The sequence below is a fragment of the Allobosea sp. genome (assembly GCF_035944895.1).
Classification (GTDB): Bacteria; Pseudomonadota; Alphaproteobacteria; order Rhizobiales; family Beijerinckiaceae; genus Allobosea.
Genome location: NZ_DASZAT010000005.1, coordinates 414,656 through 439,894, shown reverse-complemented (window position 1 = coordinate 439,894; position 25,239 = coordinate 414,656). Strand labels below are relative to the sequence as shown.

Below are 25,239 nucleotides of genomic sequence, written 5' to 3'. Positions count from 1 at the left end.
GTGATCTCAGCCCGGCCGGAATGCTCAGCTCGACGCCGTGCTGGCCGGGGTCGTCTGCGAGTCCGCAGTCTCGCCTTTCCGGCGGGCAGTCAGTTTGCTCATCCAGAGATAGATGATCGGCGTCGTATAGAGCGTCAGGATCTGGCTGAGGATCAGGCCGCCGACGATGGTGATGCCGAGCGGGCGGCGCAGCTCCGCGCCGGGACCGGTCGCGATCATCAGCGGGACCGCGCCCAGCATGGCCGAGAGCGTCGTCATCAGGATCGGCCGGAAGCGCTCCAGGCAGGCCTCGAAGATCGCTTCGCGCGAGGGCATCGCGCGCTGTCGCTCGGCGCTGATGGCGAAGTCGACCAGCATGATGCCGTTCTTCTTGACGATGCCGATCAGCAGGATGATGCCGATGAAGGCGATGATGGTGAGGTCCGCTCCCGCGATCCGCAGCGCGATCAGCGCGCCCAGGCCCGCCGAGGGCAGGGTCGAGAGGATCGTCACCGGGTGGATCAGGCTCTCATAGAGCACGCCGAGGATGATGTAGACCGCCAGGATCGCGACCAGGATCATCACGCCCTGGCTGCCGGCCCCTTGCGTGAACGCCTTGGCGTCGCCGGCGAATTCCGCTCGCAGCGAGGCCGGCATATGCAGGCCCTCGACGGCGGCGACGACCGCGTCGCTCGCCTCCTGCAGACCGACGCCGGGGGCGAGATCATAGGTGATCGTCACTGCCGGGAACTGGCCCTGATGGTTGATGACGAGCGGAGCGGTGCCGCGCTCGACCTTGACCACGCTGCGCATCGGCACCTGCGTGCCATTACGGCCGGGTACGTAGAGATCGAGAATGTCATTGGGATCGCGGCTGCGCGAGGGCGCGATCTCCAGCACGACGCGATACTGGTTGCGCGCGCCGTAGATCGTCGAGATCTGGCGCTGGCTGAAGGCATTCGCCAGCACATTGTCGATGGCCTGGATCGCGACGCCAAGCTGCGAGGCCTTGTTGCGGTCGATCACGACATTGGCCTGCAAACCACCCTGCTCGCGATCGGTCGAGACATCGACGAGCTCGGGCATGGTACGCAGGCGCTCCAGCACCTTGGGCACCCATTCCTGCAATTCCGGCAGATCGGGATCCCAGAGCGTGAACTGGTATTGCGAGCGGCCCTGGCGCCCGCCGGCGCGCACATCCTGCACCGGGGTCAGGAAGATGCGCAAGCCCGGGATCGAGCCGAGGCGACCGCGCAGGCGGTTGACCACCTGGGCCGAGCTCAGGCCACGTTCCTCTAGGGGCTTCAGGCTGACGAAGAAGCGCCCGGTGTTCACCGAGCCGCCGCCCCCGATGAAGGAGGCGACGCCGAGGATGGCAGGATCGCTCGCGACGATTGCGGCGCCCTGCTGCTGGAGTTGCGCCATCGCCGGAAAGGAGATGTCGGTCGAAGCCTGGGTGAAGCCGATGATGAGCCCGGTGTCGTCCTGCGGGAAATAGCCCTTCGGCGCGCTGCGGAACATCTGCACGGTCAGCGCCACGGTCGCGACCATCACGATCAGCATGAGCCAGCTATGCCGCAGCACGACCGTGAGCGTGCGGGCATAGAAGCCGGTCATCGCCGCCAGCACACGCTCGACGGCGCGGTCGAAGCGACCAGGCACATGCGGGCCGCTCTTGAGGAAATGCGCGCAGACCATCGGCGTGACGCTGAGCGAGACCGCCGTCGAGACGAGGATGGCGAAGGTCAGCGTCAGCGTGAACTCGCGAAAGAAGCGGCCGGCCACCCCGTCCATGAAGAAGAGCGGGATGAAGGCCGCGATCAGCGAGAGGCTGATCGAGACCACGGTGAAGCCGATCTGGCCGGCGCCGAGCAAAGCGGCGCGCAGCGGCGAGATGCCCCGGGCGACGTTGCGCTCGATGTTCTCGATCATGACGATGGCGTCGTCGACGACGAAGCCGACCGAGATCGTCACCGCCATCAGCGAGAGATTGTCGAGCGTGAAGCCGGCGACCCACATCGCGGCAAAGGTGCCGGCGATGGAGAGCGGCACGGTGACGCCGGCTGCGACGGTCAGCGTCGTCCGGCGCAGGAACAGGAAGACGACCAGCATCACCAGCGCGATGGAGATCAAGAGCGTGTGCTGGATGTCGGCGATCGAGGCACGGATCGTGACCGTGCGGTCCGACATGATCGAGAACTGGATCCCGGCCGGCACCCAGCGCTGGACCTCGGGCAGCAGCGCCTTCACCCGGTCGACGGTGTCGATGACGTTGGCGTCGGCCTGCTTGGTGATGGTGATCAGGATCGCCGGCTTGCCGTTGTACCAGCCGGCGGCGCGGCTGTTGCGCACGCCGCGTTCGACGGTCGCGACATCGGCGAGCCGGACCACCGTGCCTTTCGCCGAGCGCACGACGATGTTGCCGTAATCCTCCGGCTCGCGGATCTGGTTGTTGGCGGAGAGGGTCTCACTGCGGCGCTCGCCGTCGAAGGAGCCGACCGCGGAGACGGTGTTGGCGCTGACGATAGCGGTGCGGATCGTGTCGAGGCTCAGGCCCATGGCGGCGAGCTGGGCAGGATCGACGCGCACGCGGATCGCCGGCTGCTCGGCGCCGTTGACCGTGACCTCGCCGACCCCTTCCACCTGCGAGATGCGCTGCGCGATCACGGTGTCGGCCGCATCGTACATCGCGCTCGGTGTCATCGTGTCCGAGGTCAGGGCCAGGATCAGGATCGGCGCGGCGTTGGGGTTGGCCTTGCGGAATTGCGGCAGGGTCGGCAGGTCGCCGGGCAGATCGGTTGCGGCGGCGTTCAGCGCGGCCTGGACGTCGCGGGCGGCACTGTCGGTGTTCCGCGTCAGGTCGAACTGCAGCACGATCGAGGTCGAGCCGAGCGAGCTCGTCGAGGTGATCTCGGTGACGCCGGGAATCGAACCCAGCCGCCGCTCCAGCGGCGCTGCGACACTGCCGGCCATCGTCGCCGGATCTGCCCCCGGCCGGCTGGCGAAGACACGGATCGTCGGGAAGTCGACGCTCGGCAGGCTCGCCACCGGCAGGAAGACATAGGCGACCATGCCGATGAGGAAGAGGCCGATCGCCATCAGCGTGGTGCCGACGGGGCGCAGGATGAAGGCGTCGGACAGGCCCTTGACCGATTTCCAGCCCTTGTCCTCGTCGGAAGCGTCGCTCATTCGGCCGCCTCCGGATCAGGATGAGGCACGACACCGTCGCGGCCGCCGCCGAGGCGCCGGCGCAGCTTCTCAAGCGCGAGATAGATCACCGGCGTGGTGTAGAGGGTCAGGAGCTGGCTGAGCAGCAGGCCACCGACGATGGTGATGCCGAGCGGCTGGCGCAGCTCGCTTCCGGTGCCGGTCGCCAGCGCCAGCGGCAAGGCGCCGAGCAGCGCCGCGAGCGTCGTCATCATGATCGGCCGGAAGCGCAGCAGGCAGGCCTTGACGATGGCCTCCTCCGGCGACAGCCCCTCCTGCCGTTCGGCGTCGAGCGCGAAATCGATCATCATGATCGCGTTCTTCTTGACGATGCCCATCAGCAGGATGATGCCGATCAGCGCCACGATCGAGAGCTCGCGTCCGGTCAGGACTAAAGCGAGTAGGGCGCCTACGCCAGCGGAAGGAAGCGTCGTCAGGATCGTGAACGGGTGGACATAGCTCTCGTAGAGGATGCCGAGGACGAGATAGATCGTCACGATCGCCGCAAGGATCAGCCAGGGCTGGTTGGCGAGGGAACGGTTGAATTCGGCCGCATCGGCGCTGAACGCTCCGGAGATCGCACTCGGCATGCCGATCTCGCGCTCGACCGCGGCGATCATCTTGACGGCATCGCCGAGCGCTTCGCCGGGCGCGAGGTCGAAGCTGATGGTCGCAGCCGGGAACTGCTCCTGATGGGCGATGGAGAGCGGCGCGGTCTCGCGGATCAACCGGGTGAACGACGAGAGCGGCACCTGCACGCTGTTCTGCGTCACCGTGGTTGTGCCGGCGGTGTTGGTCTGGCCCTGCGTGTTGGTGTTGCCGGTGACGTAGAGCTTCGAGAGGGCGGCGGGGTCGCGCAGATATTGCGGCGCCGCCTCCAGGATCACGCGATACTGGTTCGACTGCTCGTAGATCGTCGCGATCTGGCGCTGGCCGAAGGCGTCGTAGAGCGTGTCGTCCACGGCCTGGATCGAGATGCCGAGCCGGCCTGCCTTGGCCCGGTCGATCTCGACATGGGCGCGCAGCCCGCCATCCTGCGTCTCGTTGGCGACATTGCGCACGATCGGTTCGCGCCGCAGCGCCTCCGAGAGCTTGCGCGCCCATTCCATCACCTGGGCCTGCTCGGCTCCGGTCAGCGTGTACTGGTATTGCGAGCGGCTGGCGCGGGTCGTGATCTGGATGTCCTGCACCGGCTGGACATAGGCCACGAGACCCGGGATCGCGGCGGCGGCGAGGCGCAACCGCTCGGCGATCACGACCGCGTCGTCGCGTCGCTCATCCTTGGGCCGCAAGGTCACCGTCAGCCGGGCGGTGTTCAGGGTGGCATTGGCCTGGCCGATGCCAAGCACCGAGACCACGCCGGTGACGTCGCCGTCCTGTTCGAAGGCCTGCGTCGCCTTCTCCTGCAACCGCTTCATCTCGTTGAAGGAGACGTCGGGCGAGGATTCGAGCACGACATTGAGCAGGCCGGTATCCTGGCTCGGCAGGAAGCCCTTGGGGATGATGATGTACATCCACACCGTCAGCACCGCCGTGGCGACGGTGGCGAGCAGCACGAGCGTCCGCGCCTTCAGCGCCCAACCGAGCGTGACCTCGTAGAGCCGCGCCATCGCGGTGACCGGCCACTCGGCCAGCCGCATCAGCCAGTTCTCGCGCTCCTGACCGGCACCATGGCCGCCTTGGCGCAGCATGCGGGCGCACATCATCGGCGTCAGGGTCAGCGAGACCACCGCCGAGACCACGACCGCGATGGTCAGCGTCAGCGCGAATTCGCGGAACATGCGGCCGACCAGCCCGGTCATGAACAGCAGCGGGATGAAGACCGCGACCAGCGAGACCGTCAGCGAGATCACGGTGAAACCGATCTCCTTGGCGCCGTCATAGGCGGCGCGGAGCGGCTTCTTGCCCTGCTCCATGTTGCGCACGATGTTCTCGATCATCACGATCGCATCGTCGACGACGAAGCCCGTGCCGATGGTCAGGGCCATCAGCGAGAGATTGTCGAGGCTGAAGCCGGCGAGCCACATCACCGCAAAGGTCGCGATCAGCGAGAGCGGCAGCGCCACGCCCGCGATGATCGTGGCGCGTACCGTGCGCAGGAACAGCAGCACCACCAGCACCACCAGCGCGCAGGCCACCACCAGCGTGAACTGGACATCGGCGATCGAGGCGCGGATCGTCTCGGTGCGGTCGCTGACGATCTGCAGCTCGACGCCGGCCGGCATGCCGTTGCGCAGGCGCGGAATCTCCTGCTTCACCTGTGCAACCGTGGTGACGATGTTGGCGCCGGGCTGGCGCATCACGTCGAGTACCACCGCCGTCTTGCCGCGGAACCAGGCACCGACGCGGCTGTTCTCGAGGTCCTCCAGCACCACCGCCACGTCGCGCAGGAAGACCGGCGCGCCGCTGCGATAGGCGACGACGATGTCGCGATAGGCCGAGGCGCTGCCGATCTGGTCGTTGGCGCTGATGGTGTAGGCCTGATGGTTGCCGTCGAGCGCGCCCTTGGAGCCCGCGACATTGGAGTTGACGATGGCGGTGCGCAGATCCTCCATGCCGAGGCCGTAGGCGGCGAGCCGCGCCAGATCGGCCTGGATGCGGATCGCCGGACGCACGCCGCCTTCGAGCGAGACATGGCCGACGCCGGAGACCTCGGAGAGCCGCGGCGAGAGCAGGGTGTCGGCGAGATCGCTGAGCTGGCGCAGCGAGACCGTGTCGGAGGTCAGCGCCAGCACCATGATCGGCGCATCGGCCGGGTTGATCTTCGAATAGGTCGGCGGATAGGGCAGCGTGCGCGGCAGGGTCGAGCCCGCCGCGTTGATCGCCGATTGCACATCCTGGGCGGCGGCATCGATGTCGCGATCGAGGTCGAACTGCAGCGTGATCTGGCTAAGCCCGAAGGAGCTCTGCGAATACATCGTCGAGAGTGCGGGGATCTGGCCGAACTGCCGCTCGAGCGGCGCCGTCACCAGCGAGGCGATCGTCTCGGGATTCGCGCCGGGAAGCTGGGTGGTGATCTGGATGGTCGGGAAATCGACCTGCGGCAGGGCCGAGACCGGCAGGCGCAGATAGCCGAGGATGCCGCAGAGCAGCACCGCGACGCCGAGCAGGGAGGTCGCGATGGGCCGGCTGATGAAAGGCGCGGACACGCTCATCGCGGCTGCCCCGTCATGGCTGCGCTTGCGGTCTTTGTGCACCCGATCCGCCGGCCGGGGAACCCTGCCCGCCGGGTGCTGCGCCCTCGCGCGCCCCGCCATTGCGCCGCGGCCGGTTCTGGCCCGAGCCATCGCTCCCGGCTGGCGGCCCGCCCGTCGCGTCCGGTGCCGGAGCCGCAGAACCCGCCCCACCAGCATCGCCCGCGGCTCGGTCGCGCTGCCGGCGTTGCCCTTGTCCCTGGCCCTGACCCGGCTCGCGCGTGCTGCGACGGCCCGGCATGGCAGCCGGGGGCTGGGCGGCCTCCTCCGGCGTCGAGACGCGCACCCTCGCCTTGTCGGTCAGGCGTGCGAAGCCCGTGGTGACGAGCTTCGCCGGCGGCTCGACGCCTGCGGTGATCACGGCCGTCGTCTCGTCCTGCTGGCCGACGGTGACGGTCACCTGCCGCACCGTCTCATCCTCGTTGACCGCGAAGACATAGGCGCCGTTCGGCCCGCGCTGGATCGCGGCGGTCGGCGCCACCACGACATGCCTGAGCACGTCGACGAAGACGCGGACATTGACGAACTGGCCCGGCCAGAGCTGCAGCCGCTCGTTCGGGAAGCGCGCCTTGACCTTGATCGTGCCGGTGGTCTGGTCGACGACGTTGTCGATGACCTCGACGACGCCCTTGTCGATGATCGTGGTGCCATCGGAGTCGAGCGCGTCGACCTCGACCGGGCCGCGCGCCACCGCAGCGCTCACCGCCCGCAATTGCTGCTGCGGCAGATTGAAGATCATGGCGATCGGCTTGAGCTGGGTGATGACGACGAGACCGTTGGAGTCGGAGGCGCGGACGATGTTGCCCTGGTCGACCTGCCGGATGCCGAGCCGGCCGTCGATCGGCGCGCGGATCGTGGTGTAGTCGAGATAGGCCTTGGCATTGTCGATCGCGCCCTGATCGGAGCGGACCAGCGCCTCGAGCTGCGCCACCGTGGCGCGCTGGGTGTCGGCCTGCTGGCGCGAGCCGTAATCGGTCTGGGCGAGCTTGGCGTAGCGCTCGAGATCGGCGCGGGCATTGGCGAGCTGCGCCTCGTCCTGGGCCTTCTTGGCCATGGCCTGATCGTATTGCGCCTGGTAGGTCGTCGGGTCGATCCTGGCCAGAAGATCGCCCTTCCGGATATCCTGCCCGTCCTTGAAGGCGATCTCGATCAGCCTGCCGTCGACCTGCGTGCGCACGGTCACGGTGTTCAGCGCCTGGATCGTGCCGACGGCATCGGCGGTGACCGGCACGTCGCCGTAACGTGCCGGGGTCGCGATCACCGGGATCGGCCCTTCATTGTTGCCGAAGCGGGCGCGCCGGCCGCCGCGCCCGCCTCCCTGCTGGCCAGCCGCGACGCTGTCCTCGCCGCCGGGCATCCAGCCGCCATTATAGCTGTGCCAGCCCCAGGCGGCGGCGCCGAGCAGCACGAGAAGGATGAGAAGACGCTTCATTCCGCCGCCTCGGTCGCGATGATGGCCGTTCGGCGGTCGGCTTCGGTCCAGCCGCCGCCCAGCGCCTTGAACAGCTCGACATAGGCATTCAGCTTCTGGAGCTTGATCTGCGAGAGCTGGTCCTGCGCCTGGAACAGGGTCTGCTGGGTGTTCAGCAGCGTCACGATGTCGATCGTGCCCTCGCGCAGCCGCTGCTCGGTGATGGCATAGGCACGCCTGGCCGAGGCCACGACTTCGCCCTGCAGCCGCTCGTGCCGGGTGTTCTCCTGGATCGCGATCAGCGCGTTCTCGACATCGGCGAAGGCGCTGACGATGGTCTTGCGATAGGTCGCGATCAGTTCGTCGGCCGTGCCGCGTTCGAGCTCGACCCGGGCGCGCAGGTTGCCGCCGTCGAGAATGGGTTGGACGAGGCCCGCTGCCGCCGAGGCGAAGGCCGCATCGGGCCGCAGCAGGTTCTTCAGCAACGCGCTTTCGAGCCCGCCCTGTCCGGTCAGCTTGATGCTCGGATAAAGCGCGGCGCGGGCGGCGTGAAGCGTCGCTTCCTGCGCGGTGAGGCGGGCCTCGGCTTCGGCGATATCCGGCCGGCGTTGCAGCAATTGCGAGGGCAGGCCTGCGCGCACCGTCGGCACGGCGATCGCGTTCAGGCTGCCGCCCTTGATCGCTATGACGGCCGGCGTCTCGCCGACAAGCACCGCGAGCGTGACCTTGGCCTGGCGCTGCGAGAGCTCGAGGGCCGGCACGGAGGCCTTCTGCTGCGCCACCACGCTTTCCTGCTGCGCGATGTCGAGCTGGGTCGCGGTGCCGACGGAGAGCCGGGCCTGGATCACCTTGAGCGTCCGCTCGGCCACCGCGATGTTCTCGCGGGCGATGCGCAGACGGTCCTGCGCCGCCAGCACCTGGAAATAGCTATTCGTCACGCTGGAGATCGCGGTCAGCGCCACCACATCGCGGTCGAAGCGCGTCGCCTCGGCGGCGAAGCGCCCGGCATCGGCGGTCGCACGATTCTTGCCCCAGAAATCGAGCTCGTAGCTCGCCGAGAGGCCGAGGCTGAACTGGTTGCCGACGCTCTCGCTGAACGGCCCGCGCTTTGAGCCGAGCGTGCCGGGTCGGAGGCTGCGCGAGCCGTCGGCCGAGCCGCTCAGCGTCGGATAGAGCGTCGCCGCTCCGATGCGGGACTGCGCATCGGCCTGCCGGATGCGCGTCATGGCGATGGCGATGTCGAAATTCGCGCCGACCGTCCGTTCGACCAGGCGATTGAGTTCGGCCGAGCGGAACAGGCGCGGCCAGTCGGGCGAGACGGCGGGGGCGGCGCGTTTCTCGCCGGCGGCGAAGCTGCGCGTGAGGGCGACGCCAAGCTCGGGCCGCTGGTCGGCCGGCAGGCAGCCGGCGAGGCCAAGTGCGATGGCTGCCGCGGATGAGAGACGCAAGAGCGAATGTGCGACCGCGTGTCCCGCAAGATCACGCCTGTAGCCCGGCACCATGCCGCTCTTCTCCAGCCTCGATTCGAAAAACCGCGGAACACGACGCGACAGACCCGCTTCTAGAGCGACCGGGAGAGGAGAGAAAGTGAATTTCTGTTCATGAATCAGGACGCTTCGGAGTGCAGTCGGCTCTGCATGTCCGAACAGGTCGTCAGCTGCATGGCCACGTTCAGTGTCCGGGCCTCATCCACTCGACTGCGGCCAGCAAGTCGCGCTGGCACGATTCCTGATTGAGCGATGCCCAGTCATTTCACAGGGAACGTCTGCAAGGCATGGTGCCCAATCTGCGGATCCTTATCGTCGATGCGAACCAGGTCAGGGCTGCGATCATCGAGGAAGGCCTGCGGGAAGCGGGCTACCAGCAGCTCATTCGCCTCTCCGCGACGACCGGCCTCGTCGCCGCCATCGAGACGCACGATCCCGATGTCGTGGTGATCGACCTCGAGGACCCGAGCCGCGACGCCCTTGCCGACATGTTCCTGGTCAGCCGGCATATCCGCCGGCCGATCACCATGTTCGTCGACCAGTCGGATTCGGCCTCGATCGAGGCCGCGGTCGAGGCCGGCGTCTCCGCCTATATCGTCGACGGGCTGAAGAAGGAGCGGATGCAGCCGATCCTGCAGACCTGCATCAGCCGCTTCAATGCCTTCCGCAAATTGCGCGAGGAGCTCGACGAGGCCCGCTCCCAGCTCGAAGATCGCAAGACGATCGACCGTGCCAAGGGCATCGTCATGCGGCTGAAAGGCCTCTCGGAAGACGAAGCCTATGCCCTGATGCGCCGCACCGCGATGAACGAGAAGCGCAAGCTCGTCGACATCGCCCGCTCCCTCATCACCGCCGCGGAGATGCTGAAATGACGACGCTGCACCTGCGGGTCGGCTTCATGCCGCTGGTCGATTGCGCGCTCGTCGTCCTGGCCAAGGACGAGGGTTTCGCCGAGGCCGAGGGCCTGAACCTCGAACTGGTCCGCGAGGTCTCGTGGTCGAATCTGCGCGACAAGCTGAATGTGCGCCTGTTCGACGCGGCCCATATGCTTGGCCCGGCCGCCATCGCCGCGACGCTCGGCATCGGCGGCGTCAAGGCCCCGATGGCGGCACCGATGGCACTCAACCGGGATGGCGCCGCGATCACCCTGTCGCTCCGGCGCTTCGAGGAATTATCCCGTCTGGCCGATGGCGATCTGTCCGATACGGTCGTCTCGGCCCGGGCGCTCGCCGCCATGGTCGCGCGCCGCAAGGCAGCCGGCTTGCCGCCGCTGACCCTGGCTGCGGTCTTCGGCTTCTCGACGCATATCTACCTGCTCGGGGAATGGCTCGATAAGGGTGGTCTCAGGCTTGGCGAGGACATCCGTTTGGAGGTCGTGCCCCCTCCGCAGACCGTCGAAGCGCTCGCCAGCGGACGGATCGATGGCTTTTGCGCGGGAGCGCCATGGAATTCGGCGGCGGTGGCGGCCGGCGTCGGCGCGATGGTCCATGCCAGCGTCGATCTCCGGCGCAACTGCCATGACAAGGTCCTGGCCTGGCGTGCCGACGACGTGCAGAAGCGCCCGGCCGCCGTCTCGAAGCTCGGCTCCGCAATCCTGAAGGCCAGCGCCTGGGCCTGCCGCCCGGAGAATTTCTCGCGCATGGCGCATCACCTGTCCGCTCCGGACCGGCTCGCGCTGCCGGCGGAGCTCATCGAGCGTATTCTCCATGGCGATCTGATCCAGGGCGGCAATCGGCCGACGCGCCGGATCGAGCAGTTCGTCCGCTTCGGCCGGGAGGCCCTGCGTCCTGACCCGGACGATGCCGACTGGGTTCTTGCCGGCATGCAGCGCGCCGGGCAGGTCATCGCGACCCCGCAGATGTGCGACGCCGCACGCCATGTCTTCTTGCCTGCCTCTTTCGAGGGCATTCTGGCTTCAATGAACGATAAGCCTATTAGTTAGGCAATTGCGTCGCGATTGTGCGCTGCAACAAAGCAGCGCTGGCACACCGCATGCGCCTCGCCACCGCGAACCTATAGCAATTCAAGGCTGGGGCCGCCACGAGGCGGTTGGCACGATCCTTGTAGGGATCGATGCGACGCGGCCAACGCTGCCCGCGCCATCCCCGATCCGGAAGACACAGCAACGTCGCTGTCGAATGCGCCTGCCAAGGCGTCTTTCGCGCGGCGTTTTTCGCGTTCGGGGCTGGTTTCACGCAGGCGACAGCTCAGCAACCGAGAGGCGATCGATGACGTACAGCTCCAAGACCCGGACCAGGACGCTCGCTGCCCGGCAGGCAGGCCCAAGCCGCCGCGACTTTCTCAATCTGTCCGGCACGGCCGCCCTGCTCGCTGCGGCGAAAACTGCCTTGCCGTCCGGAGCCTTCGCGCAAGGCGCCGGTCCCGAGGTCAAGGGCACCCGCCTCGGCTACATCGCCCTGACCGATGCGGCGCCGCTGATCATCGCCAAGGAGAAGGGTCTCTTCGCCAAGCACGGCGTCCCCGACATGGACATCGCCAAGCAGGCCTCCTGGGGCGCGACGCGCGACAACATGGCGCTGGGCTTCAAGAACAACGGCATCGACGGCGGCCACATCCTGCGGCCGAAGACGCATCTCTATTCGACCGGCAAGGTCATGCAGAACGGCCAGCCGCTGCCGATGTACACGCTGCTCAACCTGAACCAGGACGGGCAGGCGATCTCGGTCTCCAACGAATACAAGGATCTCAACGTCCAGAAGGACGCTTCGCCGCTGAAGCAGGCCTTCGAGCGCAAGAAGGCGGCCGGCAAGGAACTGACCGCCGCCATGACCTTCCCGGGCGGCACCCACGATCTCTGGATCCGCTACTGGCTCGCCGCCGGCGGCATCGACCCCGACAGCGACATCAAGGTGATCGTCGTGCCGCCGCCGCAGATGGTGGCGAACATGAAGGTCGGCACCATGGATTGCTTCTGCGTCGGCGAGCCCTGGAACGAGCAGCTCGTCAACCAGAACATCGGCTACACCGCGCTGACCACCGGCGAGCTCTGGTTCAAGCACCCTGAGAAGATCCTCGGCATGCGCGCCGATTTCGTCGACGCCAACCCCAGGGCGACGCAGGCGATCCTGATGGCAGTGATGGAAGCCCAGATGTGGGCTGACAAAATGGAGAACCGTCAGGAGCTCGCCGAGATCGTCGGCAAGCGGCAATGGTTCAACGTCCCGGTCGGCGACATCAACAAGCGCCTGCAGGGCGACATCAACTACGGCAATGGCCGCGAGGTGAAGGGCACCAATCTCTACATGAAGTTCTGGGGCGAAGGCGGCACCGTCTCCTATCCCTGGAAGAGCCATGACAGCTGGTTCGTCACCGAGAACATCCGCTGGGGCAAGTTCGATACGAACACCGACATCAAGGCGCTGGTCGACAAGACCAACCGCTCGGACCTGTGGTCGGAAGCCGCCAAGACGCTCGGCGTCGCCAATGCCGCGAGCGGCGACTCCCGCGGCGTCGAGACCTTCTTCGACGGCATGAAGTTCGATCCCGCCGCGCCGCTGGACTATCTCAAGGCGCTGAAGATCAAGCGGGTGGCCTGACGCCATGGCCGAGCCCTTGATCATCGTCGGCAACGGCATGGCCGCGACGCGGCTGGCTGACGAGCTCAGCCGGCAGGCGCTCGGACGCTATGCCGTCGCGGTGATCGGGGACGAACCGCGGCTGGCCTATAATCGGGTGCTGCTCTCGCCGCTGCTGGCAGGCGAGATCGGCGAGCCCGAGATCGAGCTGAAGCCCGCCGCCTGGTGGCAGGCGCGCGGCGTCTCGATGGTCTACGGCAGGCCGGTAACCGGCATCGATCGGGCGGCGAAGTGCGTGACCCTGGCCGACGGTCTCGTCCTGCCTTACGGCAAGCTCGTGCTCGCGACCGGCTCGCGCCCGCTGATGCCGCCGGTGCCCGGGCTGGAGCTGCCCGGCGTCGCGAGCTTCCGCGATGTCGCCGATGTCGCGCTGTTCCGTACCGTTGCCGCGACCGGCGCGCGCGTCGTGGTGATCGGCGGCGGGCTGCTCGGGCTGGAGGCGGCCTATGGGCTCGCCAGGATCGGCGGCAAGGTCACGGTCCTGCATCTCGCCGACCGGTTGATGGAACGCCAGCTCGATCGCGAGGGCGCAGGCCTGCTTGCCGGGGAGATCACGGCGCGTGGCATCGACATCCGCCTGAACTGCACGGCCGAGCGCTTCGTCGGCAAGAGCCGTGTCGAGGCGGTGGAGTTGACCGATGGCAGCGTGATCCCGGCCGATCTGGTCGTCGTCGCCATCGGCGTGCGCCCGCGCGTCGATCTCGCCGTCGCGGCAGGGCTCGACGTCAATCGCGGCATCGATGTCGATGACGGCCTTGCCAGCAGCGATCCCTGCATCTTCGCCATCGGCGAATGCGCCGAGCACCGCGGCCTGGTCTATGGCCTGGTCGAGCCGGCATATGAGCAGGCCCGCGTGCTGGCCGCGCGACTTGCCGGCGTGCGGGAACGCTATACCGGTTCGCTGCTGGCGACCAATCTCAAGGTCAGCGGCGTCAGCGTCTTCTCGGCAGGCTCGGTCGAGCCGGGAGAGGACGACGAGGTCCTGTTGCTGCGCGATCCGGCCGCCGGCATCTACCGCAAATTCGTGCTGCGCCAGGGGCGGCTCGCCGGTTGCGTGCTGGTCGGAGATGCCAGCGGCGCGCTGTTCTATCTCGGGCTGATCCGCTCGGGCCAGGACATCAGCGCGATCCGCGCCGACCTGCCCTTCGGCGAGAGCTATTGCATCGGGATGGCTGCGTGATGCGCCACGACGCTCCCCTCGCTCCGGCTGCGACCTGCACGACCTGCCCCTATTGCGGGGTCGGCTGCGGCGTGAAGGCGACGCCGGACGGGCTGGGCGGCGCCACCATCGCCGGAGATGCGGACCATCCGGCCAATCGCGGGCGGCTCTGCTCAAAGGGCTCGGCACTCGGCGAGACGCTCGGGCTCGGCAGCCGGGTGCTGCATCCGCTGAAGCGTAACGCCGCCGGCAGCTATGACAGGGTCAGCTGGGACGAGGCGCTCGATGCCGTTGCGGCCGGTTTGCGGGCCATTGCCGCCAGGCACGGTCCCGAGGCGATCGCCTTCTACCTTTCCGGCCAGCTCCTGACCGAGGACTATTACGTCGCCAACAAGCTGGCGAAGGGCTTCATCGGCACGCCCCATGTCGATACCAATTCGCGGCTCTGCATGTCCTCGACGGTCGCGGCTCAGCGCCGGGTCTTCGGCTCCGACACGGTGCCCGGCGCCTATGAGGATTTCGACAGCGCCGACCTGATCGTCCTCGTCGGCTCGAATACGGCCTGGTGCCATCCGATCCTGTTCCGGCGGATGCAGGACAACCGGCGGGAACGCGGCGCACGCGTCGTCGTCCTCGATCCGCGGGTCACCGCGACTGCGGAAGACGCCGATATGGTTCTGGCGCTGAAGCCCGGCTCCGATGCCGCGCTCTTCGCAGGCCTGCTCGTCCACCTTGCCGATCGCGGCCTCGTCGATCGCACCTATGTCATGCGCCATGTCGCCGGCTTCGACGCGGCGCTCGTCAATGCGCGGGAGATCGCGCCGGACATCATCTCGGTTTCCGCCGCCACGGGCCTGAAGCCCGAGGAGATCGCGGCCTTCTACGAGATCTGGGCGAGCACGCCGCAGGTCGTCACCGCCTGGAGCCAGGGCGTCAACCAGTCGGCGCAAGGCACCGACAAAGTCGCGGCGATCCTGAGCTGCCACCTTGCAACCGGGCGGATCGGGCGGCCCGGCTGCGGCCCCTTCTCGCTTACCGGCCAGCCCAACGCCATGGGCGGGCGCGAGGTTGGCGGCCTCGCCAACATGCTTGCCGCCCATATGGGCTATGGCGCGGAAGAGATCGATCGGGTCCGCCGCTTCTGGCAAGCGCCCAATATCGTCCGCCACGAGGGCCTCAAGGCCGTCCAGATGCTCGAGGCGGTCGCCCAAGGCGGCATCCGCGCGATGTGGGTGATGGCGACCAACCCCGCGGTCTCCCTGCCGGATGCCGACAAGGTGCGCGCCGCCCTCGCCGGGCTCGATCTCTTCGTCGTCTCCGAGAACGTCCTTTCCAACGACACGCTCGCGGCCAGGCCGCATTATATCCTGCCGGCGGCTGCCTGGGGCGAGAAGGACGGCACCGTCACCAATTCCGAGCGCCGCATCTCGCGCCAGCGCGCCTTCCTACCGTTGCCGGGCGAGGTGAAGCCGGATTGGTGGATCGTCTGCGAAGTCGCCCAGCGTCTCGGCTTCGGCCAGGCCTTCGCCTATGCCGGTCCGCACGAGATCTATGCCGAGCACGCTGCGCTCTCGGCCTTCGAGAACGGTGGCACCCGCGATTTCGACATCGGCGCCCATGCCGGCCTCGGCAAGGCCGGCTACGACGGGCTCTCGCCGGTGCAATGGCCGGTCCCCGCCTATCGGCCGCAGGGCACCGCGCGGCTCTTCGGCGACGGGCACTTCTTCGGCCCCGAACGCCGCGCGCAGATGCGCCCGCTCGCTGCACCGAAACTTGCGTCAGAGGCCGACGAGACCTTCCCTCTGCTGCTCAACACCGGCCGCGTGCGCGATCATTGGCATACCATGACCAGAACCGGCCTCAGCCCCCGGCTCAGCGCGCACATCGCCGAGCCCTCGGTCTATCTCCACCCATCCGAGATCTCGCGCTTCGGGCTGGTCGAGGGCGGTTTCGCCCGCCTCGCCAGTGCCCATGGCGGAGCCGTGCTCAAGGTCGTCGCCGATGACGGCGTTTCCCGCGGGGACCTGTTCGCACCGATTCACTGGTCGGACGAGACAGCGTCCGACGCGCGGATCGGAGCCTTGACGCAGCCGCTCTGCGACCCCTTCTCCGGCCAGCCCGAGATGAAGGCGACGCCGGTCTCCATCGCACCCGTCGCCTATCGCTTCGAAGGCTTCGTCCTCTCGCGGGAGCCCTTTGCCCTGCCCGCCGGAAGCTGGTGGTCGAGGCTTGCCGTGCAGGGCGGCGACGGCCGGCTCTTCGCCACCGATGCTTCCGTCGATGCGATCGCGGACCTGATGCGCGAGCGTTTCGGCGCGGATGCATTGACCGAGCTGATCGACCGTGACGGCGGCAGCTACCGCTGTGCCGTGCTCCGGGAAGGCCGGCTGCTGGCGGCCCTCTTCCTCGCTCCTGCTGGCCGCGCGCCACTCTGGGACACGGTCAAGGCCGTCTTCGCCGATCCGGCCCTGACCGTCGAGAACAGGCTTGCCCTGCTCTCGGGACGCAATCCCGGCGGGTCCGATCCCGGACCGACCGTCTGCGCCTGCTTCGGCGTCGGCCTGAACGCCATCCGCGCCGCCTTCGCGGCCGGCGCAGCGACGACCGAGGAGATCGGCGTCCAACTCAAGGCGGGAACCAATTGCGGTTCATGCCTTCCTGAAATCCGCCGGATCGGCGCGCAGGCACGCGCGAGCGAAGCGGCATGACGAACACCACGGAAGAGCTCGGTCAGAGGAGAGACTGGAACATGGGTCAGCCTGTCTTGAAAGACGCGATAGCGGGCGCGACGGTCGTTCCCCTCTCGGGAAAGCCGTCGGAAGTCCTGCCTTTGCCGGCTGGCCCCGCGAAGCCCTTCGCGGCAAGGCTTGCGCCGCTGGCGAAAGGCGCCCTCGTCAACCTGCTGCCGCCGCTGATCACCATCGCGCTGATCCTGCTGTTCTGGCAGATCGCAGCCTCCGGTCCCCAGTCGTCGCTGCCGCCGCCGACCAAGATCTGGGAGGAGGCCAAGGACCTGATCGTCGAGCCGTTCTACTGGGCAGGCTCGCAGGATATCGGGCTGGGCTGGCGCATCCTGGTCTCCCTGCAGCGCGTCGCGATCGGCTTCAGCCTGGCGGCGATCGTCGGCGTGCTGCTCGGAACCCTGGTCGGCCAGTCGATCTGGGCGACGCGCGGTCTCGATCCCGTCTTCCAGGTACTGCGCACCGTGCCGCCGCTCGCCTGGCTGCCGCTCTCGCTCGCCGCCTTTCGCGACAGCCAGCCCTCGGCGATCTTCGTGATCTTCATCACCGCGATCTGGCCGGTGATCATCAACACCGCCGTCGGCATCCGCAACATCCCGCAGGACTATCGCAACGTCGCCAAGGTGCTGCGGCTGAACCAGATCGAGTTCTTCTACCGGATCATGGTGCCCTCGGCCGCGCCCTACATCTTCACCGGCCTGCGGATCGGTGTCGGCCTGTCCTGGCTCGCCATCGTCGCCGCCGAGATGCTGACCGGCGGCGTCGGCATCGGCTTCTTCATCTGGGATGCGTGGAACTCCTCGCGCCTCTCCGACATCATCGTGGCGCTGGTCTATATCGGCGTGGTCGGCTTCCTGCTCGACCGCCTCGTCGCTCTCATCGGCCATGTCGTCACCCGCGGCACCGCGACCAACTGAGGGGACGAAGCGATGAGCTATCTCAAGATCGACCATGTCGACAAACGCTTCCAGCGCGGCGCCGCGACCACGGAAGTGCTCAAGGACGTCAGCCTCGTCATCGACAAGGGCGAGTTCGTCTCGATCATCGGCCATTCCGGCTGCGGCAAGTCCACCCTGCTCAACATCGTCGCCGGGCTCACCCCCGCGACGACCGGTTGCATCCTGCTCGAAGGCAAGGAGGTCAACGCGCCGGGGCCGGACCGGGCCGTGGTCTTCCAGAACCACTCGCTGCTGCCCTGGCTCACCGTCTACGACAATGTCGCGCTCGCCGTGAATAAGGTCTTCGGCAGCAAGAAGAGCAAGGCCGAGCGGCATGGCTGGATCATGCACAATCTCGACCTCGTCCAGATGGGCCATGCCAAGGACAAGCGGCCGGGCGAGATCTCCGGCGGCATGAAGCAGCGCGTCGGCATCGCGCGCGGCCTTGCGATGGAACCCAAGATCCTGCTGCTCGATGAGCCCTTCGGCGCGCTCGACGCTTTGACCCGCGCCCATCTGCAGGACTCGGTGATGCAGATCCACGCGGCGCTCGGCAACACCATGATCATGATCACCCACGACGTCGACGAGGCCGTGCTGCTCTCCGACCGGATCGTGATGCTGACTAATGGCCCCTCCGCCCGCATCGGCGAGGTGCTCGACGTGCGCCTCGCCCGCCCGCGCAAGCGGCTGGAGCTGGTCACCGACCGCACCTACATCGCCGCGCGCGAGGCGGTGCTGAAGTTCCTCTACGAGCGCCATCGCTTCGTCGAGGCGGCGTGACGGCAGCGGTCATGAGCAACGACTTCTCCCCCGACCAGAAGCGCTACCTCGAAGGCTTCATGAGCGGCCTGCAGTCGGCGCGCGCCGCGCGCGGTCTAGGACCGCTGGGCGGGGCCGGCGGCTCGGGCAGTGCGGCACCATCAGGTCCCGACAAGGAACATGCCGAGGCGCAGGCCAGGACGGTCGCCGCCGGTGGCAAGCTCGTCGATCAGGAGAAGTGGAAAGCCGCCGAGCATCCTTTCGACGCCTATGCCCGCTTCAAGCAACAGGCCGAGGCCGGCAGCTATCCCAAGCCGGAGGACAATTTCCGCTGGCGCTATCACGGCCTGTTCTATGTGGCGCCGGCGCAGAACAGCTATATGTGCCGGCTGCGCATCCCCAACGGCATCCTCAAGGCCTGGCAGTTCGCCGGAGTAGCCGATCTCGCCGAGCGGCTCGGCGGCGGCTACAGCCATGTCACCACCCGCGCCAACCTGCAGGTCCGCGAGATCAGCGCCGAGAACGCGCCGCTGCTGCTCGAAGGCCTCGCCGATCTCGGCCTCACCGCGAAGGGCTCCGGCGCCGATAACATCCGCAACGTCACGGGCTCGGCGACCGCCGGCATCGACCCGCTCGAACTCCTCGACACGCGCCCCCACGCCCGCGCCTGGCACCACCACATCCTCAACGACCGCTCGCTCTACGGGCTGCCGCGCAAGTTCAACGTCGCGTTCGACGGCGCCGGCTCGATCGCGACGCTGGAGGACACCAACGATATCGGCTTCCAGGCCATCGAGGTCGGCGAAGGCGCTTCTTTCGAAGGCGCAGCAATCGAGCCCGGCATCTGGTACCGGCTCGCGCTCGGCGGCATCACCGGCCATCACGATCTTGCTCGCGACACCGGCGTGATCGTCGCCCCGTCCAACGCGATCGCGGTCGCCGATGCGATCGTGCGCGTCTTCATCGCCAACGGGAACCGCACCGACCGCAACAAGTCACGCCTCAAATACGTCCTCGACGCCTGGGGCTTCGACAAGTTCCTCGCTGCCGTCGAAGAGACGCTCGGCCGCCGGCTGGTCCGGATCGACTCCGCCTTCGTCGGGCCGCGGCCGGTCTATGATCGGCTCGCCCATATCGGCGTGCACGCCCAGGCCCAGGCTGGCCTGAACTGGGTCGGCGTTGCGCTGCCGGTCGGCAAGCTCACGGTGCAGCAGATGCGCGTCATCGCTTCCATCGCCAATCAGTGCGGCGATGGTGATATCCGCCTCACCGTCTGGCAGAATCTGCTGATCTCCGGCGTGCCGGACGGCAGGGTCGACGACGTCATCGCTAATCTGAAAGCGACCGGCCTCTCCGCCGAAACCTCGGTGCTGCGGGCCGGGCTGATCGCCTGCACCGGCGCGACCGGATGCAAATTCGCCGCCGCCCATACCAAGGAGGATGCGCTCGCCATCGCCGCCCATTGCGAGCCACGCATCACGCTCGATACGGCCGTCAACATCCACCTGACCGGCTGCCATCATTCCTGCGCCCAGCACTATATCGGCGATCTCGGGCTGATCGGCGCCAAGGTGCCGGTCAACGAGGAGGGCGACACCGTGCCGGGCTACGACCTCCTGGTCGGCGGCGGCTATGGCGTCGACGGCGGCATGGCCCGGCCCTTCCGCGAGAAGGTCAAGGCGGAGGACGCGCCGGCCCTGGTCGAGGCGATCCTGCGGACCTGGCAGGTCCATCGCGCCGCGCCCGACGAGAGCTTCGTCGCCTTCGCCCGCCGCCACGAGATCGCGGCGTTGCAGGCTCTGGTCGCTGAAACGGGAGAGGCGGCATGACCGTGCAGACCCCGAACCCGCTCGTCCAGGTCCTGCCGGAGACCGCGCCCTTCAGCGAGGAGCAGCGCTCCTGGCTCAACGGCTTCTTCGCCGGCCTGCTCTCGCTCGACAATGCCGGCGTGACGGCCTTGTCGCCGGCCGAGAATGCCGCCGTGATGGGCGAGGCCGATGACGGTGCGCCCTGGCATGACCCGGCCATGGCGATCGGCGACCGCATGCAACTTGCCGAGGGCAAGCCTTTGCCGCGCAAGCTCTTCGCCGCCATGGCCCAGCAGGATTGCGGCCAGTGCGGCTATGTCTGCGAGACCTATTCGGCTGCGATCGCCGAGGGCAAGGAGGGCCGGCTCAATCTCTGCGCGCCTGGCGGAAAGGAGACGCTGCGCCAGCTCAAGGCGCTGATGGAAGAAGGCGGTGCGCCGACCGCTGCACCGGTCGATGCTGTGCCCGTCGTGCCGGCGGGTCCGATTGGGCGTTCTCGCGAGAACCCGGCGCTCGCCACCTTCCTCTCGCGCCAAAAACTCAATGGCGAGGGTTCCGAGAAGGAGACCTGGCATGTCGAGTTCGATCTTTCCGAGAGCGGCCTCGACTACATCGTCGGCGACGCCTTCGGCATTGTCGCGCAGAACGATCCGCGCCTCGTCGACGCGGTGATCGCGCTTCTCGGCGCCCGGCCGGACGCGGAGATCGGCGGCAAGTCGCTACGCAGGACGCTGCTGGAGGACTGCGCCCTCGGCCCGGCCCCCGATGCCCTGTTCCAGCTCCTGTCCTATGTCACGGGCGGCGAGGCTCGCGCCAAGGCCAGGCGCCTTGCCGCCGGCGAGGACCCCGATGGAGACCTCGAGCGTCTCGACGTGCTGGGCACGCTGCACAAGTTCTCGCAGGCCCGGCTCTCGCCCGAGGCTTTCGTCGAGGCGCTCGCCCCACTGCAGCCGCGGCTCTATTCGATCTCATCCTCCTTCAACGCCACGCCCGGCCGGATTTCGCTGACAGTCGACACTGTGCGTTACAAGATCGGCTCGCGTCCGCGCTGGGGCGTCGCCTCGACCTTTCTGGGTGAGCGCGTCCAGCCCGGCGACAAGGTGCCGGTCTATGTCCAGCGCGCCCATGGTTTCGGCCTGCCGGAGAACCCGGAGACGCCCGTGATCATGTGCGGCCCCGGCACCGGCGTCGCGCCGTTCCGCGCCTTCCTGCACGACCGCAAGGCGACCGGCGCCAAGGGCAAGAACTGGCTGTTCTTCGGCCATCAGCGCCGGGCCTCGGACTTCTTCTACGAAGACGAGCTCAACGCGTTGAAGGAAGAGGGCGTGCTCACCGGCCTGACATTGGCCTGGTCGCGCGACGGCAAGGACAAGATCTACGTCCAGGACCGCATGCGCGAGCGCGGCTCCGAGCTCTTCGCCTGGCTGGAACAGGGCGCCCACTTCTATGTCTGCGGCGATGCCAAGCGCATGGCCAAGGATGTCGAGCGCGCTCTGGTTGATATCGTCACCGAACATGGCGGCCGATCCAGCGAGGAGGCGATCGCCTATGTCGCCGCCTTGCGAAAGGCAGGGCGCTACCAGGCGGATGTCTACTAGAGTAATTCCGTAATTCTCCGAATTGCGGAATTACTCTATACCTTTGTTTTATCACGCTTTCTTCGCACGAACCGGTTATCACTCCACTCGAAAGTGCTCTAGAGCTTCGCGTTGCGCTGACATTCGCTGCGCTCCCTCGCATTGTTCCGTCACCAGATAGCGGCGGCAGAGCGATCCTCGATATCGAACACCTCCTCCCCGAGCGCGGACATGCGCTATGAACATTCAGCGGGTGTAAGGTCATACCCGCCGTGATTGCCATTCCAGGGAGGATTGCTCGACATTGCCATCCGGCACCTGCTTCACGATCGCCAGGCTTGGGATTGAAAGTCGATGACCGAGGGACGACCGTCCGATATCCGCATTCTCGTCAGCGGCGGAAGCGGCCGGCTTGCCAGCGTGCTGTCGCTTGTCGGCGGGGATCGTGTACAGGCCCTGTCGCGCGCCGAACTCGACATCTCCGATGCCTTCGCCTTTCAGGCTGCGCTCGCGCGGCTGCAACCGGACGTCGTCATCAATGCGGCGGCGATCAGCGCCCTCGAGGCCTGCGAACGCGCACCGGAGCGGGCACACGCCGTCAACGCGCTAGCACCTGGCCATATAGCGCATGCCTGCTCCGAGGCCGGAACGCCGTTTATCCACCTGTCGACGGATTACGTCTTCGGCGCTCCGACGGATCGCCCGTGGCGCGAAACCGATCCGGTGTCGCCGGTCAACCTGTATGGCGAGCTCAAGGCCGACGCCGAACGACAGGTTCTCGCCGCCGGCGGGGATATCTGCATTGCCCGCGTCGCCTGGCTATTCGGCGATGGCAAGGACTTCATCGCTCACCTCCTGCGGACACAGGACGACGTCGTCCGGGTTGCCAGCGACCAGATCGGCTCGCCGACGCCGATCTTCCCGCTGGCCGAGCGGCTCCTGTCCCTTGCTGAGCACATGGCAGCGAAAGAGACCGTCCCACGCCTGCTCCACCTGGCCGGCTCGCCGGCCGTGTCGCGGGCCGACTGGGTCGCCACGGCCTTCGACGCGCTTCGCCGCGCCGGGCGGCGGGCTCCTGAGCTGGTTCGTGTCCCGATGAGCGACCTCGGCTCCTCGGTCATCCGCCCGCACTACAGCGCACTCGACTCCAGCCTGGCCGCCGGCCTTTTCGGCAGAGAGCTCGATTGGCGCATCTCGGCAATGCAGGCCGCAACCTTCACCGACCGTCGGCTATCGGAATAGGGGCTCGTCTTTCCGTTCAGACCATGATCGACTCGGCGCGGCCGGAGCGCACCGAGCGATAGGCCGCATCGATCATCGCGAAGGCCTGGCGGCCATCGTCGAGCGTGACCGGCATGGGCCCGCCCTCCTTGAGGGCTTTGACGAAGGCCCAGGCGACATGCTCGTGAAAGACGCCGGTCTTGAAATGCGGCACGGTCGGCGACGAGGCCCAGCTCCCACCACCCTCTTCGCGGCGGAATACCCTGAGGAACTCGCTCTCGCGCGTCGGGCGCGAGGCGATGTCGACACCGCCAAGCAGGATCGTGCCTTCCGTGCCGTAGATCTCGATCGAGGTGTCGGCGGCGGCGAAAGCCCAGCTCGTCGTGACCTCGGCGATCATCCCGTTCTCATAGCGGAAGACCGCCGCGGCAGTGTCCTCGACCGGCAAGCCGAACGTGTCGGACGAGGTCGTCGCGAAGGCGCTGACCGGCATCCCGAACAGCCAGTGCAGGAAATCGGCGGCGTGCACGCCCTCGTCGAGCAAGGTGCCACCGCCCGATTGCGCGGGATCGACGAACCAGGCCTTCTGGAAATTCGGGTCGAAGCCGTGGCTGTGTCCATGCCGGACGCGCACCAGCGTGACGCGGCCGACGGAGCCCTCGCGCAGCAGGTCGGCGATCTCGTGGTTCACCGGATCGAAGCGCTTCGGGAAGCTCTGCATGAAGCGGATGCCGGTCTCCGCGACGACGGCGGCAATGGCGTCGCATTGCGCCATGGTGGCGCCGAGCGGCTTCTCGCAAAGCACCGGCAGACCCTTCTCCGCAGCGGCGCGGACGAGTTCCGGGTGGTTCACGGTTTCCGAGCAGATCGCGACCGCATCGCTGCCCGAGAGCAGCGCGGCGAGATCGGTGATGGCCGCAATACCATGCTGGTTGGCAAAGGCTTCGAGGCGCCCGGGCTCGGCATCATAAGCGCCGGCGACAGCGACGCCCTCGCTCGCCAGGAAGGCCTTCGTCCAGAAATTGGCGTGGTAGTGAGCGACCCCCAGGATCGCGATCCGCAGGCTCATCTCGGCTCCATTGATGCTGTGGGCGCGGCCGGCATCCGTTGCCCGGTTTGTGCCGCGTGATAGATCGCCTCTGCGATCTCGACCGAGCGCAGGCCCGCCTGTGCCGTGCCATCAGCCGGCGCGAGTCCGCGCACGACGTCGAGCCAGTGGCGGTGATGGGCTTGCCCAAGCGGGGCATCGACCAGCGGCGGAGTGACCCAGGCCTTCTCACCGGTCAGATCGGGCGCGAACAGCGCCGCCGGACCCCGCTCCGTGCGCAGGAAGACCGTGCCGGCATCGGTGTAGAGTTCGAGTCGGAAACGGTCGCAGCCGGCCCGCTCGGTGTAGCTCATCTCATGGCTGGCGATCGCCCCGTCCGCCAGGCCGTAGGTCGCAGCGACGGTGTCCTCCAGCTCTGTGCGAACCGTGCGGCCATCGGCCAGTCGCCGCTCCGGCCGCGCGGTCCGTGCGCGCGCCTCGACATCACCGATCTCGCCGAAGAGATGGCGGCAGAGGTCGATGCCGTGCACGCCGAGCTGCATCACGACCCCGCCCGAGACCTCGCCGGGCCGGAAGAACCAGTCGGCCCAGTCGGCGCCGGGCGTGGCATTGCGCAGCCGCAGCGAATGAACCCTGCCGAGCCTGCCGTTCGCCAGCAGCTCGCGCAGCCAGAGCACCTCCGGGAAGTAGCGGTGCATGAAGCTGACGCTCAGCGGCGCCGAGGCCTGCGTCGCTGCTGCCAGGATGGCGCGGCATTGCGCGCTGTCGAGCGCCATCGGCTTCTGCAGCAGCACGGCCTTGCCGGCGGCGAGCGCATCGATGGCGATGCGTTCATGGGTGTTGTCGGGCGAAGCGATGATGACGGCGTCGATCGCGGGATCGTCGAGCACCGTCCGGTAATCGGTCTCGACGCGGGCGATGCCGAGTGTGGCGGCGCGCGCCTCGGTCGTTTCGCGTCGCCGTCCGACGAGGGCCGCGATCTCAGCCCCACCTGCAGCCCGGAGGCCGCCGACGTGGTAGTCGGCGATGAAGCCCGCGCCGATCAGCGCCACGGCGACCTTATCTGACGGGGAGCGGCTCATGATGCCTCGCACAATGACGCCGGTTCAGG

16 protein-coding genes are annotated in these 25,239 nt (G+C 67.6%); 10 read left to right on the top strand and 6 right to left on the bottom strand.

Translation table 11 applies throughout. The annotated features are described in order from the left end of the window. Positions 1–24 precede the first annotated feature (24 nt). The 4 genes from VGV58_RS04450 to VGV58_RS04435 are packed head-to-tail and all read right to left on the bottom strand — an operon-like array spanning position 25 to position 9,239. Entirely contained in the window at positions 25–3,168 is a 3,144-nt protein-coding gene (locus tag VGV58_RS04450) for an efflux RND transporter permease subunit (protein ID WP_326872772.1), read from the bottom strand. Further along, positions 3,165–6,341, bottom strand: a complete 3,177-nt coding sequence (locus VGV58_RS04445; protein WP_326872771.1) for an efflux RND transporter permease subunit — start codon at positions 6,339–6,341, stop codon at positions 3,165–3,167. Before VGV58_RS04445 ends, VGV58_RS04450 begins: the two co-directional genes overlap by 4 nt. Positions 6,342–6,354: 13 nt before the next feature. Further along, positions 6,355–7,812 carry an efflux RND transporter periplasmic adaptor subunit gene (locus VGV58_RS04440; protein WP_326872770.1) on the bottom strand — a complete coding sequence of 486 codons (1,458 nt, stop codon included), beginning with the start codon at positions 7,810–7,812 and terminating at the stop codon, positions 6,355–6,357. Further along, a complete protein-coding gene (locus VGV58_RS04435) occupies positions 7,809–9,239 on the bottom strand; it encodes an efflux transporter outer membrane subunit (protein WP_326872769.1) in 1,431 nt (476 codons plus the stop codon). The genes VGV58_RS04440 and VGV58_RS04435 overlap by 4 nt, the downstream gene beginning before the upstream one ends. A 326-nt stretch (positions 9,240–9,565) precedes the next feature. Here VGV58_RS04435 and VGV58_RS04430 point away from each other — a divergent pair, with 326 nt between their 5' ends. The 10 genes from VGV58_RS04430 to VGV58_RS04385 all read left to right on the top strand — a co-directional run bounded on the left by VGV58_RS04430 (position 9,566) and on the right by VGV58_RS04385 (position 23,101). Next, on the top strand, positions 9,566–10,150 hold the full coding sequence (locus VGV58_RS04430; RefSeq protein WP_326872768.1) for an ANTAR domain-containing response regulator: 585 nt from the start codon (positions 9,566–9,568) through the stop codon (positions 10,148–10,150). Next, positions 10,147–11,220, top strand: a complete 1,074-nt coding sequence (locus VGV58_RS04425) for a CmpA/NrtA family ABC transporter substrate-binding protein (protein WP_326872767.1) — start codon at positions 10,147–10,149, stop codon at positions 11,218–11,220. The genes VGV58_RS04430 and VGV58_RS04425 overlap by 4 nt, the downstream gene beginning before the upstream one ends. Before the next feature lie 286 nt (positions 11,221–11,506). After that, the gene (locus VGV58_RS04420; protein ID WP_326872766.1) at positions 11,507–12,835 is read left to right on the top strand and encodes a CmpA/NrtA family ABC transporter substrate-binding protein; all 1,329 of its coding nucleotides are present in this window, start codon (positions 11,507–11,509) and stop codon (positions 12,833–12,835) included. A 4-nt stretch (positions 12,836–12,839) separates the two neighbouring features. Further along, the gene (locus VGV58_RS04415) at positions 12,840–14,054 is read left to right on the top strand and encodes an NAD(P)/FAD-dependent oxidoreductase (protein ID WP_326872765.1); all 1,215 of its coding nucleotides are present in this window, start codon (positions 12,840–12,842) and stop codon (positions 14,052–14,054) included. Next, a complete protein-coding gene (locus VGV58_RS04410; protein ID WP_326873559.1) occupies positions 14,054–16,741 on the top strand; it encodes a nitrate reductase in 2,688 nt (895 codons plus the stop codon). The genes VGV58_RS04415 and VGV58_RS04410 overlap by 1 nt, the downstream gene beginning before the upstream one ends. Positions 16,742–16,782: 41 nt before the next feature. Next, complete coding sequence (ntrB, locus tag VGV58_RS04405) at positions 16,783–17,691, top strand: nitrate ABC transporter permease (protein WP_326872764.1); 909 nt, start codon at positions 16,783–16,785, stop codon at positions 17,689–17,691. A gap of 12 nt (positions 17,692–17,703) precedes the next feature. Then, complete coding sequence (locus VGV58_RS04400) at positions 17,704–18,495, top strand: ABC transporter ATP-binding protein (RefSeq protein ID WP_326872763.1); 792 nt, start codon at positions 17,704–17,706, stop codon at positions 18,493–18,495. Between the two features lie 11 nt (positions 18,496–18,506). Continuing rightward, positions 18,507–20,303: a NirA family protein gene (locus tag VGV58_RS04395; protein WP_326872762.1), complete on the top strand. Its 1,797-nt coding sequence runs from the start codon at positions 18,507–18,509 to the stop codon at positions 20,301–20,303. Continuing rightward, a complete protein-coding gene (locus VGV58_RS04390) occupies positions 20,300–21,880 on the top strand; it encodes a sulfite reductase subunit alpha (protein ID WP_326872761.1) in 1,581 nt (526 codons plus the stop codon). Before VGV58_RS04395 ends, VGV58_RS04390 begins: the two co-directional genes overlap by 4 nt. 333 nt (positions 21,881–22,213) lie before the next feature. Further along, the gene (locus tag VGV58_RS04385; RefSeq protein WP_326872760.1) at positions 22,214–23,101 is read left to right on the top strand and encodes an SDR family oxidoreductase; all 888 of its coding nucleotides are present in this window, start codon (positions 22,214–22,216) and stop codon (positions 23,099–23,101) included. A 16-nt stretch (positions 23,102–23,117) separates the two neighbouring features. On the opposite strand, the gene VGV58_RS04380 is transcribed toward VGV58_RS04385, so the two are convergent. After that, complete coding sequence (locus tag VGV58_RS04380; protein ID WP_326872759.1) at positions 23,118–24,149, bottom strand: Gfo/Idh/MocA family protein; 1,032 nt, start codon at positions 24,147–24,149, stop codon at positions 23,118–23,120. Next, positions 24,146–25,210 (bottom strand): Gfo/Idh/MocA family protein, encoded by a 1,065-nt coding sequence (locus VGV58_RS04375; RefSeq protein ID WP_326872758.1) that lies wholly within the window; start codon positions 25,208–25,210, stop codon positions 24,146–24,148. Before VGV58_RS04375 ends, VGV58_RS04380 begins: the two co-directional genes overlap by 4 nt. Between the last annotated feature and the right edge of the window lie 29 nt (positions 25,211–25,239).

Excerpts from the sequence above, each read along its gene's own strand:
- VGV58_RS04450 (WP_326872772.1), bottom strand. The coding sequence starts at position 3,168 with ATGAGCGACGCTTCCGACGAGGACAAGGGCTGGAAATCGGTCAAGGGC.
- VGV58_RS04440 (WP_326872770.1), bottom strand. The coding sequence starts at position 7,812 with ATGAAGCGTCTTCTCATCCTTCTCGTGCTGCTCGGCGCCGCCGCCTGG.
- VGV58_RS04430 (WP_326872768.1), top strand. The coding sequence starts at position 9,566 with ATGGTGCCCAATCTGCGGATCCTTATCGTCGATGCGAACCAGGTCAGG.
- VGV58_RS04375 (WP_326872758.1), bottom strand. The coding sequence starts at position 25,210 with ATGAGCCGCTCCCCGTCAGATAAGGTCGCCGTGGCGCTGATCGGCGCG.
- VGV58_RS04410 (WP_326873559.1), top strand. The coding sequence starts at position 14,054 with ATGCGCCACGACGCTCCCCTCGCTCCGGCTGCGACCTGCACGACCTGC.
- VGV58_RS04380 (WP_326872759.1), bottom strand. The coding sequence starts at position 24,149 with ATGAGCCTGCGGATCGCGATCCTGGGGGTCGCTCACTACCACGCCAAT.
- VGV58_RS04400 (WP_326872763.1), top strand. The coding sequence starts at position 17,704 with ATGAGCTATCTCAAGATCGACCATGTCGACAAACGCTTCCAGCGCGGC.
- VGV58_RS04420 (WP_326872766.1), top strand. The coding sequence starts at position 11,507 with ATGACGTACAGCTCCAAGACCCGGACCAGGACGCTCGCTGCCCGGCAG.
- VGV58_RS04390 (WP_326872761.1), top strand. The coding sequence starts at position 20,300 with ATGACCGTGCAGACCCCGAACCCGCTCGTCCAGGTCCTGCCGGAGACC.
- VGV58_RS04445 (WP_326872771.1), bottom strand. The coding sequence starts at position 6,341 with ATGAGCGTGTCCGCGCCTTTCATCAGCCGGCCCATCGCGACCTCCCTG.
- VGV58_RS04395 (WP_326872762.1), top strand. The coding sequence starts at position 18,507 with ATGAGCAACGACTTCTCCCCCGACCAGAAGCGCTACCTCGAAGGCTTC.
- ntrB (WP_326872764.1), top strand. The coding sequence starts at position 16,783 with ATGGGTCAGCCTGTCTTGAAAGACGCGATAGCGGGCGCGACGGTCGTT.
- VGV58_RS04425 (WP_326872767.1), top strand. The coding sequence starts at position 10,147 with ATGACGACGCTGCACCTGCGGGTCGGCTTCATGCCGCTGGTCGATTGC.
- VGV58_RS04415 (WP_326872765.1), top strand. The coding sequence starts at position 12,840 with ATGGCCGAGCCCTTGATCATCGTCGGCAACGGCATGGCCGCGACGCGG.
- VGV58_RS04385 (WP_326872760.1), top strand. The coding sequence starts at position 22,214 with ATGACCGAGGGACGACCGTCCGATATCCGCATTCTCGTCAGCGGCGGA.